We start from the raw sequence: 16,481 nt of genomic DNA on the forward strand, positions 1-16,481 counted from the left end.
TGATTGCACCGACGTAGGACTCGTAGAGGTCGGCACCCATGCCGGCGACGTCGCCGACGTTGTCACCGACGTTGTCGGCGATGACGGCGGGGTTGCGGGGGTCGTCCTCCGGGATGCCCGCCTCGACCTTCCCGACGAGGTCGGCACCGACGTCCGCGGCCTTGGTGAAGATACCGCCGCCGACTCGGGCGAAGAGGGCGATCGAACTCGCACCGAGACCGAACCCGGTCACGACGGTCAGGACTTCAGCCTGGGAAAGCGTCGTTACGGTGCTGATGACCAGATACGCGATCGAGAGCCCGAGAAGCCCGAGCCCGACGACCGCCATGCCCATGACCGAGCCGCTCGAGAACGAGACACGGAACGCATCCGCGATCCCGCGCCGTGCGGCGTTCGTTGTCCGGACGTTTGCAGCGGTCGCGGTGTACATGCCGATGTAGCCGGCAGTCGCCGAGAGCGCCGCGCCGAGCACGAAACAGGCCGCGGTAAGGGGATCAATCGCGACCGCAAGGACGATGGCAAGCACGACGACGAATACTGCAATAGCACGGTACTGTCTGTTCAGATAGACCATTGCCCCCGTGTGAATGGCGGCAGCGATCTTCTGCATCAGATCGGTACCCATGCCCTCCCGCTTGATACTCATGTACGAGTACCCTGCAAACAGGAGAGCAAGGACGGCACCCACGGGTGCCAGGTATACCAGATCCATCTCTTTGCATTCCTCCAATTGGGTACACTGTACAAGGGATTCCACACTTTTAAATATGTGTAAACCGTGATGGTCAAAACGGGTGGGGATTTAAGAAAAATCCAGAACTTCCGGCTGGAGCGTCTGGAGATCGATGACGAACGCCCGCGCAGGCGTGGGGTGAATATTCATCTGTTTCTGGAACGACGTCTGGGACTGCCAGGTTCCGGCGTTCACCCCGAGGACGCCGCGGTAGCGGGTGACGCCGCAGATGTGGACGTGGCCCGTGAGGAGGATCTCAGGAAGGGGGTTGATGACGAGCCGGTCGGTCTTCATCGCGGCGATCGGCGTCCGCATCCCGTATGAGGGGGCAAGCAGCCGGCGTTTCAGCATCTCGTCCATGATCTCCCCGGGCCGCTCGTAACTTGCCCCCGGAATCAGCCCGATCATGTCGTCGAACGATCGGCCGTGATACATCAGAACCCTGACACCCTGGAGGTTCAAGAGGCAGGGGTTCTCGACGAGGGTGCAGTTTGACGGAAACTTCGCGGTGAACTCCGGCGGAATGGCCGGCTGCGGTTCGGCCATCCTGACGACGTCGTGGTTCCCCGGAGCGGCGACGATCCGGATCCGTGAGGGGAGATCGCGGAGCATCTCGCCGAAACGGTCGTACTGCTCGTAGATGTTCTTGATCGTCAGTTCCTGGTCCTGGCCGGGATAGATGCCGATACCGTCGACAAGGTCGCCGGCGATCAGGAGGTAGCCGACATCCGAGTCCTGGAGCCAGTCGGCGAACCGGTTCCACGCGTCGTCGAGGAAGGTATCGCTTCCCACATGGACATCGGATATGAGGACCGCTTTCCCCGGCCGGTCGCTCTTGAACGGGGCGTGATTGATGGGAATGTCGGGGCGGAAGAGCTGCTCAGCAAAGAAGAGCCCGCCGTCGCCTGAGAGTTTTCCCTTGACCCCGAGGACCTCGTCGGGGAGGATCCGCTCCGCCTCCACAAACGTCTCCTCCCGCCCTTTGTTGAAGAGGACCTGAATCGCTCCTGTGGGATCCTCCAACTCGACGAGCCGGTGCCCCTTCCCGGTCGTCCGGACATCGGCCACCATCCCGATGATGTTGCACTCTTCGTCACGGTAGCAGTGGGGAGACTTTAACAGCGCCTCGATCGGCATCGCGGTCATCCGGCTCCGGAGCATTGAGGAGAGGGTGTTGTAGCGGTCGCGGAAGTAGTGGACGGCGTCCTCGTGGCCGCTGACGCTTCCCGTGGTCCCGGCGCTCCCGACGATCACCTCGAGTTCCGGGTCGACGAGGAACCGGGTCCCATCCCGGACCTTCTTTAAGCCCGGGATATGCTCCGGCATGATGACAAGGGTGTCGTCGGGGACCGCCGCCGCGATCCGGTCGATCAGCGTCGGATCGTTCTGCTCGCGAATGTACTGCACGACCTCCGGGTGAGCCTGGTGCTTCAGCTCAAGGAACCGGCGTACGATCTCAGCGTTGGCGAGCATGGACTCATGTTATTCTCCCCCGGGCAATATTGGTTTATCTTTTTCTCGGGCATGGCCACCCCGGAGAATCTATGTATATGAAGGGATAGCATTCTTTCTAGAACAAATGTCGAATACCACCTGGCTGCAGCGTGCAGCATCGGCCGTGCGAGCGTTCCGGGAGAGCGATCACCCGGCCGTCTCTCTCGCCCGGGACGTACTCTGGGTCGTCGCGGTCGTGGGGGGCATCGCCCTCGCCCTCTACCTCTTCGCCGGCACCTGGCCGGCGGTGGTCACGATCGAGTCCGAGAGCATGGTCCCGAACATGAACGTCGGCGACCTGGTCCTCGTCGTCGACGAGGACCGGTTCGGTCCCCTGACGACCTGGGCCGAGGGGCAACTGACCGGGTATACGTCCTTTGGGAACTACGGCGACGTGATCATCTACCGGCCGAACGGTGTCGACTCCGTCCACCCGATCATCCACCGCGCGATGACCTACGTCGATACCGAAGCCGTAAAGAACTCAGAGCTCGGGGCGTACTACGCCGACCCGCACGGCGGCTACATCACCAAGGGGGACAACAACCCCTACATCGACCAGGTGAACCTCCGAATCGAGGGCGTCGGGGTTGTTGAGCCGGTCAAAAAGGAGTGGATTGTCGGCAAAGCCCTCATCGCGGTGCCGCTCGTCGGCTACCTCCCCCTGCACCTTGCCGAATTCGCCATCATCATCATCGTCATCATCATCATCCACGACTTCGTTCTTGCACGCCGAAAAAAAGAGTGATAATCCAGTACAGGAGACCTACTTACGATGCCGCACTCACTGCATGACCTGCTCGACGACGTGCTCGCCGGCCACCGGCTCACGGAAGAAGAGGCCGTCCGCCTCTTCTCGACCCGTGACCGTGACGTTCTTGCCATCGCCGCCGCCGCGGACGAACTCCGCGAGGAGAAGGTCGGCGATCGCGTCACCTACGTCCGTAACCAGAACATCCACGTCACCAACGTCTGCAAGAACCTCTGCGGATTCTGCGGCTTTGGGAGACGGGTAGACGATCCCGAGGCCTTCTGCGACGATATCGCAACCGTGCAGGAGAAGGCGAGAATTGCTGTGAGCCGGGACGTCACCGAGATCTGTCTCCTCTCAGGGGTTCATCCCGACTACACGCTCGACTCCTACGTCGACCTCATCTCCTGCGTCCGGGAGGTCGCGCCCGGCGTGGACATCCATACGGCAAGCCCCGACGAGATCGCCTGGGCCTCGGAGCGGAGCGGGGTATCGACCGTCGAGGTCATCGAGCGGTTCCGCGAGGCAGGCCTTGGAACCCTCCAGGGGACGGCGGCCGAGATCCTGGTCGACGACGTCCGACAGGTCATCTGCCCGAATAAGTGCGACACGCAAACCTGGGTCCGGATCATCAAAGAGGCGCACAGGATGGGCATCCGCTCGACGGCGACGATCATGTACGGGTCCTGCGAGAGCGAGGCGGACCGCGCCCGGCACCTCGCAATCCTCCGCGATATCCAGGACGAGACCGGCGGGTTCACCGAGTTCGTACCCCTCTCGTTCATCTATCAAAAGACCCCGCTCTACCGGGCGGGGCGGGCCCCGCCCGGCGCAACCGGACGGGAGGATATCCTGATGGTCGCGGTCGCCCGGCTCTTCCTCGACAACTTCGACCATATCCAGGTTTCATGGGGGAAGGTGGGGACGAAGATGGCCGAGATGGCCCTCCTTGCCGGCGCCGACGATCTTGGAGGGACGATGTTCTGCGACGACGTCTCGGTCGACGCCGGCGGCGAGGGGGCCGACTACCTGGACCCGGCCGATATGCAGCGGCTCGCCGAGGACATCGGGCGGACGCTCCGGCAGCGGACGACGACCTACGAGCTCGTGTAGACCGATCTCACATCCTGTTTAAGGCCTCCCGGCCGGACATCCCGATCTCGACGCGGCGCTGCACAGCCGGGAGGTTTGCCGCCTTCACCTCGGCGTCCATCAGGGAGTCCAGGTTCTCAAGGGTCGACTCCTCCGAGACCCCGACGATCGCCGCAGGGACGCCGGCGTTCGCCAGCGCCTCGATATCGAACCCGGCGGTCCCGATCATCCCTTCGTCGGTCACCCAGGCCATCAGGCTGGTGTTCCCGACCGGGATGACGTAGCCGTATGCGTCCTTGTAGCTGAGCCTTGTGCGTTGATGGCAGAGGATCTGTTCTTGGGCCATGGCTGGCGGGATACTCACGAGGGATAATAAGTCTTGTGCCCGCTCCCGCGCGCCCGAAAATTCTTCCCCTCAAACGTCTCAGGGAGATTATCCTAGAGTATGACGACGCTTCGACTGTTACTTCGCGATCTGCTCGCCGGTCACCGGCTCACGGAAGAGGAGGCCGTTCGCCTCTTCTCGGTGAGGGGGCGGGACGTCTGGAAGATCGCCGCTGCCGCGGATGAACTCCGTGAGGAGAAGGTCGGCGATCGCGTCACCTATGTCCGAAACCAGAACATCAACGTCACCAACCTCTGCGTGAACGCCTGCGGGTTCTGCGGATTTTCGCGTAAGCCCGGTGACCCCGACGTCTTCTGCTACGACGAAGCCACCATCCGGGAGAAGGCCCGGGCCGCACGAGACCGCTCGGTAACCGAGATCTGCACGGTCAGCGGCCTCCATCCAGAATTTGACGCTCGCTCCTACGTCAATATCTACTCCTGGATCCGGGACGAGGCGCCCACGGTTCACATCCACGCAAGCAACCCGATGGAGGTGGCGTATGCCGCAAGAAAGAGCGGCATCTCCACCCGGGAGGTGCTCGGGATGATGAAGAGCGCGGGGCTCTCGACCCTCTGCGGGACAGCGGCCGAGATCCTGGTCGACGACGTCCGGCGGGTCATCTGCCCGGAGAAGATCGATACGGAAACCTGGGTCCGGATCATCAAAGAGGCGCACGGGATGGGCATCCCCTCGACGGCGACGATCATGTACGGAGCCTATGAGGGCGTAGCGGACTGGGTGCGGCACCTTGCGATCCTCCGCGATATCCAGGACGAGACCGGCGGGTTCACCGAGTTTGTGCCCCTCTCCTTCGTCCACCCGAACACCCCGCTCTACCGGGCGGGGCATGCCAGGGCCGGGGCGACCGGGCGGGAGGATATCCTGATGGTCGCGATAGCCCGGCTATTCCTCGACAACATCGACCACATCCAGGTCTCGTGGGTGAAGACGGGGACGAAGATGGCCGAGATGGCCCTCCTTGCCGGCGCCGACGACCTCGGGGGGACGCTCTATGAGGAGAGCATCTCCCGGGAGGCAGGGGCCCGGGGGACGAGTTACCTCGATCCGATCGAGATGCGCAGGATCGCCGAGGACCTCGGGAGGACGCTTAGGCAGCGGACGACACTCTACGCCCTCCTCCCGGAGTGATGCCGTTGGCGGGGCGGACCCGATCGGCCTGCCGCCAAACATCCCGGAAAATTATAAATGATAATGGGATAAATCGCGGCCCCTCAACGCCGGCTGAAAGCCGGCGATTGGGAGGAGGCCAGGATGGTAAACGGTCTTGTGGGCCTTGCAATCCTCTTCTTTGTACTGGCGCTTGTCTTTGCTCTGCTAGGAGCACGGGGGGTTGCGGGGATATCGATGTCGATAGCGAAGTGGCTGGTCATCATCTTCATCGTTCTTGCGATCATATCGCTGCTGCTCTGAGGGGAGACACACTCAGTCCTCCGGCCGGAGGTACCTGACGATTGCATTCGCAACAGCTGAAGCCTTCTTCATCGCCCACTTGTCCTTCTGGACGTCCCCCGGATTATACCCCCTGCCGCAGACATAGCCGAGGTACGAGAACCCGTGGGTGTTCAGGAAACCCTCGAGAGTCTCGAGGGACCGCTCACAGCCCCGGTCGGCGCAGACGGTGACGGCGACCCCTCCGCGACCGGAAAGCCGTCTGTCGTGGTAGAGTGAGTAGGTCCGATCGATGAGGTTCTTTGTCTGGCCGTTGATGTCGTAGTAGTAGGTCGGGGCGCCGATGACGAGCACCTCGCAGTCGATCATCTTCTGCGCGACGGCTCCCCAGTCGTCGTCCTCCAGCACGCACCACTTTGCATCCTTGCAGGCCTCGCAGCCGGTGCAGGGCTGGATATCCATATCGGCAAGCGTCAGGTACTCGGTCTCGATGCCTGCCTCCCGCACCCGGTCGAGGATGGCAGCAACGAGCATCGCGGTGTTGCCGTTCCTGCGCATGCTTCCGGAGATACCAAGAACGTTCATACCCTGTCCTCGCCCCTCTCGTTTTTGATTCTTGCGATCCGGGCATCAAGATCAAGACCGCGGAAGGCCGCAAGGATCTCCTCGACCGGGTCGCCGGGGCGGTAGAAGAGGTGCGAAGGGCAGGCGCAGTCGCTGCAGCCAAAGTCCGGGACGTAAGCTCCGGCAAGAGCACGGGCGAGATCGCACTCACAGTCCCGGTCTGTCGCGGCAGTGACAAGGGCGGCGGGGGCAAAGTGAGGATCGAGGAGGAGGTAGTCGATGTGCCATCGGGGAGGGCGGTCGCGCCTTTCGGCAAGCCGCAGGTGCCGGTCTGCCCGGGCAAGCCCGCCGCTTCCCCGGGCGGAGCCGACGTAGATGTGCCGGCCGCGGGCAAACTCCCTCTCCCCGAGGGCGCCGATGCGGACTCTGCAGGAGGGGTTCTCGAGGACGAGGGCGTAGACTCCCTTATCCATAATACTTGAGCGCCTCCCGGGCGGCCGCGATATGCCTCCCGCCGCCGCACTCGACCGGCTCCCCGTGGCCGGGGTAGAGCCCCTCGACCTCGAGCCCCACCAGGCGCTCGATGGATGCCGCAAGGGCTGTGCGGTCGCCGTCGGGGAAGTCGTAGCGCCCGAAGGACCCCCCGGTGAAGACGGTGTCTCCCGAGAAGAGCACCTTCGCCCGCTCGTCGTAGAGGCAGATCCCGCCCGGCGTGTGCCCGGGGGTGTGGATGACGCGAAGGCTCCCTACCCGGTCGCCGTCGGCAAGGAGGGTGTCGGGGGCGACCCCGGGAGACCGGGCCCCAAAGTGCATCGCAAGGCTTCGTCTGTCGTCGACCAGGCCCACGGCGTCCGCTTCGTGGATACAGATTGCGGCGTCGTTGCAGAGCCGCGCGATCTCTTTGACGTACGCAATATGGTCGTAGTGGGCGTGGGTGAGGACGATCGAGGTAATCTCCCCGGCATACGGCTCCACCGCCATCGGGAGAACACCCGCGTCGACGAGGACGTTTTCGTAAACGAACGAGTTTGCGTAGATTGTGCCGCTCGGGATCCACCGCACGTGCATGCAGTCTAATATGGCCTCCGGACAAATGGTTCTTATGCACACCCTTGTTCAAGCGTGCCTGCGCGGGGTTCCCCCGGAGGTGGAGGCGATCGCCCGGGAGGAGGGACTAACCTCCCATGCCGCCGCACGGGCCGTCGCCCGCGGACGAATCGTCATCCCGGCAAACCCTGCACGGCCGCACCGGATCTGCGCCATCGGTGAAGGCTGCAGGGTGCGGGTCAACGTGAATATCGGGACGTCAGGCGCCCGGTGCGATGAGGATCTCGAGGTCGAGAAGGCGAAGGCGGCCCTCCGGGAGGGGGCCGACACGCTGATGGACCTCTCGACCGGGGGCGATCTTGCCCGGATACGGCGCCGGATCCTCGAACTCGATGTACCCGTCGGGACCGTCCCGATCTACGAGGCGGTCCGGCGGGCGGGGAGCGCCGCGGATGTCGATGCCGACCTGCTCTTCTCCGTTATCCGTGAGCACTGCAAGCAGGGCGTGGACTTCCTGACGCTGCACTGCGGTGTGAACCGAGAGGCGCTCGAGTCGCTCCGGGCCGATCCCCGGACGATGGGCGTCGTCTCGCGCGGCGGGGCCTTCCACGTCGCGATGATGGCTGCGACCGGTGAGGAGAATCCGCTCTATGCCGAGTATGATTACCTGCTTGAGATCCTGGCCGAGCACGATGTGGTCGCGAGCCTCGGCGACGGGATGCGCCCGGGTGCGCTCGTGGACGCGGGGAGGCTGGCAAAGACGACCGAGTATCTCGCGCTCGGCCACCTCGCCAAACGGGCGCTCGCCGCCGGGGTGCAGCGGATGATCGAGGGACCGGGGCATATCCCGGCCGACCAGATCGGCTACAACGTCCGGACGATCAAGGAACTGACCGACGGCGCCCCGCTCTACCTGCTCGGGCCGCTCGTCACCGACGTGGCGCCGGGTTACGACCACGTCGTGGGGGCGATCGGCGGGGTGATCGCCGCGATGAACGGCGCGGACTTCCTCTGCATGGTCTCGCCGGCCGAGCACCTGGCGCTGCCGGATGTCCGCGACATCGTCGAGGGGACGCGGGTCGCAAAGGTTGCGGCACACATAGGAAGCCTCTCTCGCGGTGCAGGACAGACGAAGAACCGCGAGATCCGGATGGCGGAGGCCCGTCGGTCGCTCGACTGGGAGAAGCAGTTCGAGGCGGCGCTCATACCCGATGAGGCCCGGCGCATCCATGAGCGGGACGGAGTTATTGAGACCTGCTCGATGTGCGGCGATCTCTGCGCCATCAAGATGGTGCGCGAGATCCTCCCGGTGCCCGAGGAGCGGATGGAACCGTAGAAGGAGCCTCCGGCCCTCTCACCTTGCTTGGGCGGTCGGCCTCACGACCATCGACGTAGCGGTCCCGAACGTCTTCATCGGCGTTCTGATCGGTGCGATGCTTCCCTTCCTCTTCTGCTCCGTCACGATGACGGCGGTCAGCAAGGCGGCATACAGCATCGTCCACGAGGTCCGCCGCCAGTTCAAGGAGATTAAGGGCCTCATGGAGGGAACGGCCGACCCCGACTACAACTCCTGTATCGCCATCTCCACGAGCGCAGCACTGCGTGAGATGATCTTCCCCGGTGTCCTCGCCGTCGTCGCGCCGCTCGCCGTCGGGCTCGTCCTCGGTACGGAAGCCCTCGGCGGTCTGCTCGTCGGTTCGCTTGCGTCCGGGTTCCTCCTTGCCGTCACGATGGCGAACGCCGGCGGAGCCTGGGACAACGCGAAGAAGTACATCGAGCAGGGCCACCTCGGTGGAAAGGGCTCGGATGCCCACAAGGCAGCGGTCGTCGGTGACACCGTGGGCGACCCCTTCAAGGACACGTCAGGACCTTCCCTGAACATCCTCCTGAAGCTGATGTCCATGGTATCGCTGGTCTTTGCGCCGCTGCTCCTGGTCGTCTGAACTCATCCTTTTTTCCGGTAAGCCCCTACCCTCGATGGCATCCGGGCAGGCGCGTTGTGCTGCTGTATTACGTTTACAGGGCTGTATATTGTATTTACGGGGGTAAAGGCCGCGGTTTGAGAACCAGATCCGCCCACTTTATAAAGTACATTTGCGTAAAAGTAAATAATTATGAGTTATCCCATCAATGTTCTCACCGTCGGTATCTTCGGCGGCACCGCCCTCCTGGCGTTGAAGAGTGGAGTCGGGTGCGGGCTCTCAGGGCTGCAAAAGCGTGAGGTGCTCTGTTTTGCAGGCGTGTACGCGCTTGCAGCGCTCGTCATAGGAGCGGTCGTAGATAGCGTTCCACTCGCCATTACGGAGCAGGTTGTCGGCCTTGGCCTTGTTATGCACCTCATCATCGCTCTCGCGCTCATCTATTTCGGAATCAAGACAAAGAAGAGATGGTTATCCGATCGAAAGGACATATCACGCCGGACATTTCTCCTGATGGCGCTCCCCTGTCCTGCATGCCTTGCAGCAACGTTCCTTGCGTGCCTCTTCTTCACCGAAACTACCGGGATGAACGGTATTGTGGCAGGTGCCGTCGCCGGGGGAGTATTCTTTGCAGGAATCGTTGGAGGGGGAGCAGGCACGAGCTGGATCACAACAAGAACCGGCACGAAAAACCCCTCCACCCTTGGTAACGCCATGCTGTTCCTCGGCCTCTTCTACCTGCTCTGCCTCCTCCTCGTCCCGGCTTACCTGCAGGCGCAGGATGCACCGGTATTCAACGTCGCAACGAACTCGAGCGGCATGCCCCTTGCACTTGCCCTGATGGGAACCCTGATCCTGCTCGGGGCACTCGCCGACAGGATCCGGCATGCGATAACACACCCGGGAGGAAGATGATGGACCTTTCTGCACTGGTTATGGAAACTATGTTCACCGTCTCCGGGGCGCTGCTTTATCCTGTGATCATTCTGCTCCTTATCTTCGTTGTCTGGGCGCTGGCGGCCATCGGCCAGTTCATATCCGAGTATTCGGGGAGAACGCGCGACCCTCGGCGGCTCAGGAACGGGTGTCTGCAGACGCGGGCGCTTATCGAGGCGCGATCCTACAGTGAGGCTGCAGAGACACTGGCGGCGGCGGGATCAAATCCGCTCCTCGAATCGTTCATCGGCGACCTTACAGCGTTCCTCGGTGACGATCGGTTCTTGATCGAATCGGAGAAACTCCTCCAGGACTACGAACTACGTATCGCCGCTGAGCTGGAACGACTCAAGATCCTGGTGCGGACTGCCCCCATGCTCGGGCTCATGGGAACGCTGATACCCCTCGGCCCCGCACTGATGGGTCTTTCGGCAGGAAACGTCGAGACACTGGCATCAAATCTGGTCGTCGCGTTCAGCACAACAGTGCTCGGGTTGTTTGCCGGGGGCATCGCCTACGCCATCATGCTGACAAAACGCCGGTGGTATCTGCAGGACCTAAGCGACATGGAATACGTGGCGAGGATGGTCGCATGAGAAGACGCCGCATCATCCTTGACGACGATGACGAAGACCCTCTCTCCGGCGTCGCCAACCTCTTTGACGTCGCCATGGTCTTTGCCGTCGCTCTCCTGGTCATGCTCGTCGTCTCCTACAACGTCCCCGAGCTCCTTGATGACGAATCTGATCTCACGGTGGTGAAAAACCCGGGACAGCCGAACATGCAGATCATCATCAAGGAGGGCAAGACGCTCAAAGTGCTGAACATGACCGAGGAACTTGCCGGCGGCCAGGGCAGCCGCATGGGCACGGCGTACCGCCTTGAGAGCGGCGAGATTATCTACGTTCCCGACGATGGGGACGAGGATAACTAACTCTTTTGTCCAAAAACCGGCCTCTCCCGCCGCCCCGATACGTAACGTATATTAGCAATCAAGCGTACTTGATCTACCTAAATAAAAGTTTAGTAAACGCCCGGCAGTAGAGAGTGCCGCCGGGAGGAAAAGAGGCCGGATTATGAGAGTTAAACGAAAAAGTCATTTATACAGTCTGTGTGCACTGATCACGATCGCCCTCCTCCTGATCGTACCCGTGGCAGGTGAAGACGCCGCGGACCCGGAGGAGAGCGGGTCGGCCCTGAACGTAACGGGCGGGATTGACACCCCGGACCCAGACCCGGTTGAGACCATACCTGCGCCGCAGGCAACAGGGACGGAAGAGGAGAAAGAAGGACCACAACTGGAACCCTCCGACGCCGGGAACGCCACGCAGACCCCGGTCCCGACAACAACCGCCGGCAACACATTCCCACTAGAAGAAGACACCGTAACCTGCTCCGGTGAAGAGAATGCGACCGGGGAGATGCCAGGAGGTGTCGCGGAGAACAGGTTCGCAATCGTCACGAACGACAGCCAGAGGCGGACTGCGCTCGCCGGCGTAACCGGGAGCGTCCCGTTAAACGTCTCCCTCTTCTCCGGAGAAGAGGCACTGCTGCACGACTTCTCCGAAGACCTCTTCATCTTCGCTGCTTCCATCGGCAACGATACCGTTGCGCACATCAACAGCACGCTGAACCCGAACGCCACGGCAATTACCTGCCATCTCCCCGAAGGCGTGGCCTTCGGCACCCCTGCGGATGGAGTTCTTCTGCAATACTGGCTCTACGGCGGCGAAGCGAACCTCGAACAACTCCTCCTGGCCCTGGACAATCAGTTCTACGGGGCCGGCCACGATCTCGCAGACCCCGTTCCGCCGCCCGGCAGACCGAGAATCGCGTGCGTCTTCTCCCGCACATCCGAGGTCGCGAGCATGACATCGGTTTCCGGTAATTCTACAATCCAGTCGATGATGGACATCTCCGTATACCTTGGCAGATCGAACGAAGATCTCTCCTTCAATCTCGACGGAAACGACGTCATCCTGCTCTCAAACCTGGACGCACCGGTCGTCGAGGCCATCAGAGATACCGTAGAGGACGCACGGGATAACGGGAGCGTCGTCATCGCCTGCGGGCCGCTCGTAGAGAGTTACAACCTGCACACCGTCGACCCGTCCGATCCGGCCGTTGCCGAGATCGCCGCCTACCTCGAATACCCGTCCGATACCAACTTCGAGAACCTGGCACGCTACATAGGAGTCACGTACTGTAACATTACGACAGACGTGGCGCCTCCCCAGGAGCGGCCGGTCTACGGCATCTATCACCCCGACGCCCCCAATATCTTCGCAACGTCGGCAGAGTACCTGGACTGGTACAGCGCTTCCGGCAGATACGACGCAACGCGTCCGACCGTCGGCATCATCACCGGCGAGTACAAGTATATGGACCGGGACGGCCCCATGATCGACGCTCTGGTTCGTTCATTTGAAGAGAAGGACGTCAACGTTATCGTGGCCACCTACCACTACAAGGACCCGGTACGAATCGGCTACTTCCTGGACAACAACGGAGCGGTGCTCATCGATACCGCCGTGCTCATCTCGAAGGGTTCCCGGCTCGACTACTCCGACCCCGAGAGAGGAGTCGAGAACCTGCAATATCTCAACGTCCCGGTGCTTAACGCCGTCAGGCTCTTTTACGACGTCAACGAAACGACCTGGAGAGAGAGCCCCCACGGTGTCGGGCCGGAGCAGGCATACCAGCTGGTTATGGCAGAACTCGACGGCGTCATCGAACCCATCGTCGTCGCGGGCACGGAGCCCGATCCCGTCACGGCCGAACTCTACTACAAGCCGTTCGACGACCAGGTTGCGTGGCTGACGGAGCGCACCCTCGGTTGGGTGAACCTGCACCGAACCGCCAATGCGGAGAAGAAGATCGTCATCCCGTATTACAGCGCCGAAGGAGGGCGGGCGACCGTGGGCGCCGACATCGACTATTACCTCAACGCGCAGGCAAGCCTTGCCAGCCTGCTCGGGGCGATGCAGGACCGGGGATACGACCTCGGCACCGGCCAGCTGCCCGATGCGGACGAACTTGCCGACCTGATGGCGACGCAGGGCTACAATATCGGAACCTGGGCACAGGAAGAACTGGATAGCCGCGTCGAGGCCGGCAACGTGATCCTGATCCCGGAAAGCCAGTACCTCGCATGGTTCAACGAACTGCCCGCTACAAAACGCCAGGAGATGATCGATATCTGGGGCGAACCCCCCGGCGAGATCATGGTATACGAAGACGGAGGAGTGCGTTCCCTGGTCATCCCGACGATCCAGTTCGGCAACGTCCTGCTCGTGCCGGACCCGATGTGGGGCTGGAACCAGGATACCGACGTGATGTATCACGACGGGTCGATTCCCCCGACACACCAGTGTCTGGCCTTCTACTACTACATGGACCGAGTATACGGGGCCGACGCCATCTTCTCCATCTTCAGCAGCATCGAGATGATGCCCGGAAAAGAATCAGGGCTTGCCGCAGACGATTGGGGGGCTCTTTTGATGGGCGACATGCCGCACGTCCACGTGCTTCCGATGGATGCGGAAGGGATCTTCGATCGGCGCCGTGCAAACATGGCGATTGTCGACTTCCTGACCCCGACCATCGTTCCGTCGGGCCTTTACGGCCCGCTCGCCGACCTTGACGAAACCATCACCAATTACCGGACGGTCGTTGACGAGGCCGTAAAGGCCGAGTACCGGTCCGAGATCATCGCCACTGTCGAGGAACTCGATCTCGATACGGATCTCGGTGCCGACCTGGCGGCTCTGGAAGGCAATGTTGCCGCATTTGATGTCTTTGTCGACGATCTGGACGAATACCTGCTGGAACTGAAGACCACGTTCATGCCCTACGGTTCGCACACGCTCGGCGAGGTGCCGGCAGGCGAACAGCTCGTCGCCATGATAGACGGCATGCTGGGCGCCCCGTTCGCCGATCACGTCGCTGCGGCCGGCGGCAGCGAAGAGAACCGCCTGGAACTCCTCGCCGAAGTGGTCATCAACGGCGCATCTCCGGCGGACGCGCAGGTAACGTTCCTGGGCGCCGCGCATGCGGACGTCACCGCCGACCTCAACCGGGCACTGGACTACAGGAACCGGATCGAAGGCTGCAGCATCGAGATACCGCGTATCCTGGATGCCCTTGAGGCGAAGTACATCCCTCCCGGCCCGAACGGCGACCCGATACGCAATCCGGACGCGCTCCCGACCGGCAGAAACCTCTGTACCTTCGACGACCGGATCATTCCTACCCACGCCGCCTGGACGGTCGGACAGACGCTCGGGGATGAACTGCTCGCGACGCACATTGCATCGCACGGAACGTATCCCGACAAGGTCGCGTTCCTGCTCTGGTCGATCGAGACATCGCGCCACCAGGGAACGATGGAGGCTGAGATCCTCTACCTTCTCGGCGTCAGGCCCGTATGGAACAACTACGGCCGCGTGGACGATGTGGAACTGATCCCGTCCGCGGAACTCGGCCGCCCCCGTATCGACGTACTTGTCGTCACGTCGGGCTCGTACAGGGACATGTATGCCAGTAAATTACTCCTGATCGATAAAGCGGTGCGAATTGCCGCCGCTGCCGACGACGGCGCCACACCGAACTATGTCCGCGAACATACCGCAGCGATCTACCAGGAACTCCTCAATCAGGGGTATGATGAGGAGACCGCAAGGGAACTTGCAGCCTCCCGCATCTTCTGCCCGCCGCCGGACTCGTACACCCCCGGCATAGAGCACGCCATCGGGGCCACCGACACCTGGAGCAGCACCGAAGATCTCGCCGAACTCTACATCAACCGGATGGGCTACGTCTACGGGAGTACGATCTGGGGAGAGCAGTATGCCGACGTCTTCCGTGCAAACCTGGGCGATGTGGACTCTGCCGTCTTCTCCAGGACATCCAACCTCTACGGAACACTGGAGCACCCGATGGTTGCGGCCTACTTCGGAGGACTGAACATGGCGGTAAAGAGCGTATCCGGAACCTCTCCTGATATGTACATCAATAACCAGCGAGACACTCAAAATCAGAAATTAGAGACGCTCCAGCGTTTTGTCAGCCGTGATCTCCGTTCCCGGTACCTGAATCCCGAATGGATAAAAGGAATGATGGAACAGGGCTTCGACGGAGCCCGCTATATGGAGGCATTCGTGGAAAATATGTGGATCTGGGACGTCACCATGCCGGATCTCATCACCGAGGAGATGTGGGACAGCGTCTACGAGACATACGCCGAGGATCAGTATGACCTCGGCCTGAAAGAGTTCCTCGATGCACGCAATCCCTACGCATATCAGTCGATTGCCGCAAGGATGCTGGATGCCGCCAGAAAGGGCTACTGGAACCCCGATGCCGATGTCCTGCAGCACCTCGCACAGGAGTTCCAGCAGTCGGTCGAGTTCCACGGGGTGACATGCTGCCACCACACCTGCGGCAACCTCCAGCTGGAGGCCTACATCCAGAGCCAGATCCCCGCACCCCAGGCACCCGATTCCAGCAGCAGCGGCAAGCGTCCATCCTCCCGCTCCTCCTCTTCGGCGCTCCCCACGTTCACACCGATTCCTTCCGGCACGGGTAATCAGGTCACCAACACGACGGATGCATCGGGGATCGGGAAGACCGTCGATAAAATGGCCGGCGATGTGGCAAAGGCCGCGCAGGAGGTGAGCGGCCACGTGATGCGGGAGATGCAGGATGCGGTTGCCAATCCAGCCTCCAGCACGCCCCTCATTCCCGTGGTGCTGGTTATCCTGGTCGTCGGCGCAATAGCCGCCGGGTTCTGGCTTAAGCGACGGTGAAGGACTCATCCTTTTTTGACATCTGCGGATTGGGGGCAGACCGGAGACCGGCATCCGCCCCTCCGCGTCCTTCATGCAAACCCCGCCTTCCACCCCCGGACCGATTTCTATTGTCCCGGAGACCGCAAAGTTTATCACACATTATACATTATTAATCGTGTAAAATTCAGGACGGCCACGCAGAGAAGAGGTCTGCGATGGTTACGCCCCGCGGGGACCGGCACCGCCTGCCGGCGACCGGTAAGCATCGGTAGCACGATTACGGGCTGCAAAAACCGGCCCGGATGATGAATGAAGACGGATGAAGAGAAATGGCAGAGACATTTGCCGTGAAACTGGA

At 61.8% G+C, this 16,481-nt stretch carries 15 protein-coding genes and 1 pseudogene; 10 read left to right on the top strand and 6 right to left on the bottom strand.

What is annotated here, in order from left to right; all coding sequences use genetic code 11:
• Positions 1-712: sodium/proton-translocating pyrophosphatase (locus tag ACI94_RS10860; RefSeq protein WP_286681411.1), on the bottom strand; the 712-nt coding region annotated here is incomplete at its 3' end.
• Between the two features lie 90 nt (positions 713-802).
• A complete protein-coding gene (locus ACI94_RS10865; protein ID WP_286681412.1) occupies positions 803-2,206 on the bottom strand; it encodes a DNA-directed DNA polymerase II small subunit in 1,404 nt (467 codons plus the stop codon).
• Between the two features lie 106 nt (positions 2,207-2,312).
• Here ACI94_RS10865 and ACI94_RS10870 point away from each other — a divergent pair, with 106 nt between their 5' ends.
• On the top strand, positions 2,313-2,975 hold the full coding sequence (locus ACI94_RS10870) for a S26 family signal peptidase (protein ID WP_066957899.1): 663 nt from the start codon (positions 2,313-2,315) through the stop codon (positions 2,973-2,975).
• Between the two features lie 27 nt (positions 2,976-3,002).
• Entirely contained in the window at positions 3,003-4,091 is a 1,089-nt protein-coding gene (cofH, locus tag ACI94_RS10875) for a 5-amino-6-(D-ribitylamino)uracil--L-tyrosine 4-hydroxyphenyl transferase CofH (RefSeq protein WP_066957901.1), read from the top strand.
• A gap of 7 nt (positions 4,092-4,098) precedes the next feature.
• On the opposite strand, the gene ACI94_RS10880 is transcribed toward cofH (ACI94_RS10875), so the two are convergent.
• A complete protein-coding gene (locus ACI94_RS10880; protein WP_066957903.1) occupies positions 4,099-4,416 on the bottom strand; it encodes a YunC family protein in 318 nt (105 codons plus the stop codon).
• Between the two features lie 99 nt (positions 4,417-4,515).
• Between ACI94_RS10880 and cofH (ACI94_RS10885) the strand changes: the two genes are divergently transcribed.
• Both cofH (ACI94_RS10885) and ACI94_RS10890 read left to right on the top strand, forming a co-directional pair.
• Positions 4,516-5,607 carry a 5-amino-6-(D-ribitylamino)uracil--L-tyrosine 4-hydroxyphenyl transferase CofH gene (gene cofH, locus ACI94_RS10885; RefSeq protein WP_066957905.1) on the top strand — a complete coding sequence of 364 codons (1,092 nt, stop codon included), beginning with the start codon at positions 4,516-4,518 and terminating at the stop codon, positions 5,605-5,607.
• A gap of 123 nt (positions 5,608-5,730) precedes the next feature.
• Entirely contained in the window at positions 5,731-5,889 is a 159-nt protein-coding gene (locus ACI94_RS10890) for a DUF1328 domain-containing protein (RefSeq protein WP_083524829.1), read from the top strand.
• A gap of 12 nt (positions 5,890-5,901) precedes the next feature.
• On the opposite strand, the gene ACI94_RS10895 is transcribed toward ACI94_RS10890, so the two are convergent.
• Genes ACI94_RS10895 through ACI94_RS10905 form a run of 3 tightly spaced genes read right to left on the bottom strand, consistent with a single transcriptional unit; the run spans position 5,902 to position 7,500 of the window.
• Complete coding sequence (locus tag ACI94_RS10895) at positions 5,902-6,453, bottom strand: flavodoxin family protein (protein WP_066957907.1); 552 nt, start codon at positions 6,451-6,453, stop codon at positions 5,902-5,904.
• Complete coding sequence (locus ACI94_RS10900) at positions 6,450-6,905, bottom strand: DUF123 domain-containing protein (protein ID WP_066957909.1); 456 nt, start codon at positions 6,903-6,905, stop codon at positions 6,450-6,452. The genes ACI94_RS10895 and ACI94_RS10900 overlap by 4 nt, the downstream gene beginning before the upstream one ends.
• Positions 6,898-7,500 carry an MBL fold metallo-hydrolase gene (locus tag ACI94_RS10905; protein WP_066957911.1) on the bottom strand — a complete coding sequence of 201 codons (603 nt, stop codon included), beginning with the start codon at positions 7,498-7,500 and terminating at the stop codon, positions 6,898-6,900. Before ACI94_RS10905 ends, ACI94_RS10900 begins: the two co-directional genes overlap by 8 nt.
• A gap of 25 nt (positions 7,501-7,525) precedes the next feature.
• Here ACI94_RS10905 and thiC point away from each other — a divergent pair, with 25 nt between their 5' ends.
• The 6 genes and pseudogenes from thiC to ACI94_RS10935 all read left to right on the top strand — a co-directional run bounded on the left by thiC (position 7,526) and on the right by ACI94_RS10935 (position 16,141).
• Entirely contained in the window at positions 7,526-8,815 is a 1,290-nt protein-coding gene (gene thiC / locus ACI94_RS10910; protein ID WP_273258740.1) for a phosphomethylpyrimidine synthase ThiC, read from the top strand.
• Positions 8,816-8,846: 31 nt separating this feature from the next.
• Positions 8,847-9,422 (top strand): annotated as a pseudogene (locus tag ACI94_RS10915) (sodium/proton-translocating pyrophosphatase); the annotation flags it as partial.
• Positions 9,423-9,593: 171 nt separating this feature from the next.
• Positions 9,594-10,313, top strand: coding sequence for a DUF2162 domain-containing protein (locus tag ACI94_RS10920; protein WP_286681413.1), 720 nt, complete (start codon positions 9,594-9,596; stop codon positions 10,311-10,313).
• A complete protein-coding gene (locus tag ACI94_RS10925) occupies positions 10,310-10,930 on the top strand; it encodes a MotA/TolQ/ExbB proton channel family protein (RefSeq protein WP_286681414.1) in 621 nt (206 codons plus the stop codon). Before ACI94_RS10920 ends, ACI94_RS10925 begins: the two co-directional genes overlap by 4 nt.
• A complete protein-coding gene (locus ACI94_RS10930) occupies positions 10,927-11,268 on the top strand; it encodes a DUF2149 domain-containing protein (RefSeq protein ID WP_074369075.1) in 342 nt (113 codons plus the stop codon). The genes ACI94_RS10925 and ACI94_RS10930 overlap by 4 nt, the downstream gene beginning before the upstream one ends.
• Positions 11,269-11,410: 142 nt before the next feature.
• Positions 11,411-16,141: a cobaltochelatase subunit CobN gene (locus tag ACI94_RS10935; RefSeq protein ID WP_286681415.1), complete on the top strand. Its 4,731-nt coding sequence runs from the start codon at positions 11,411-11,413 to the stop codon at positions 16,139-16,141.
• Positions 16,142-16,481 lie beyond the last annotated feature (340 nt).

It is taken from the genome of Methanoculleus sp. DTU007 (assembly GCF_001512385.1).
Lineage (GTDB): Archaea > Halobacteriota > Methanomicrobia > Methanomicrobiales > Methanoculleaceae > Methanoculleus > Methanoculleus thermophilus.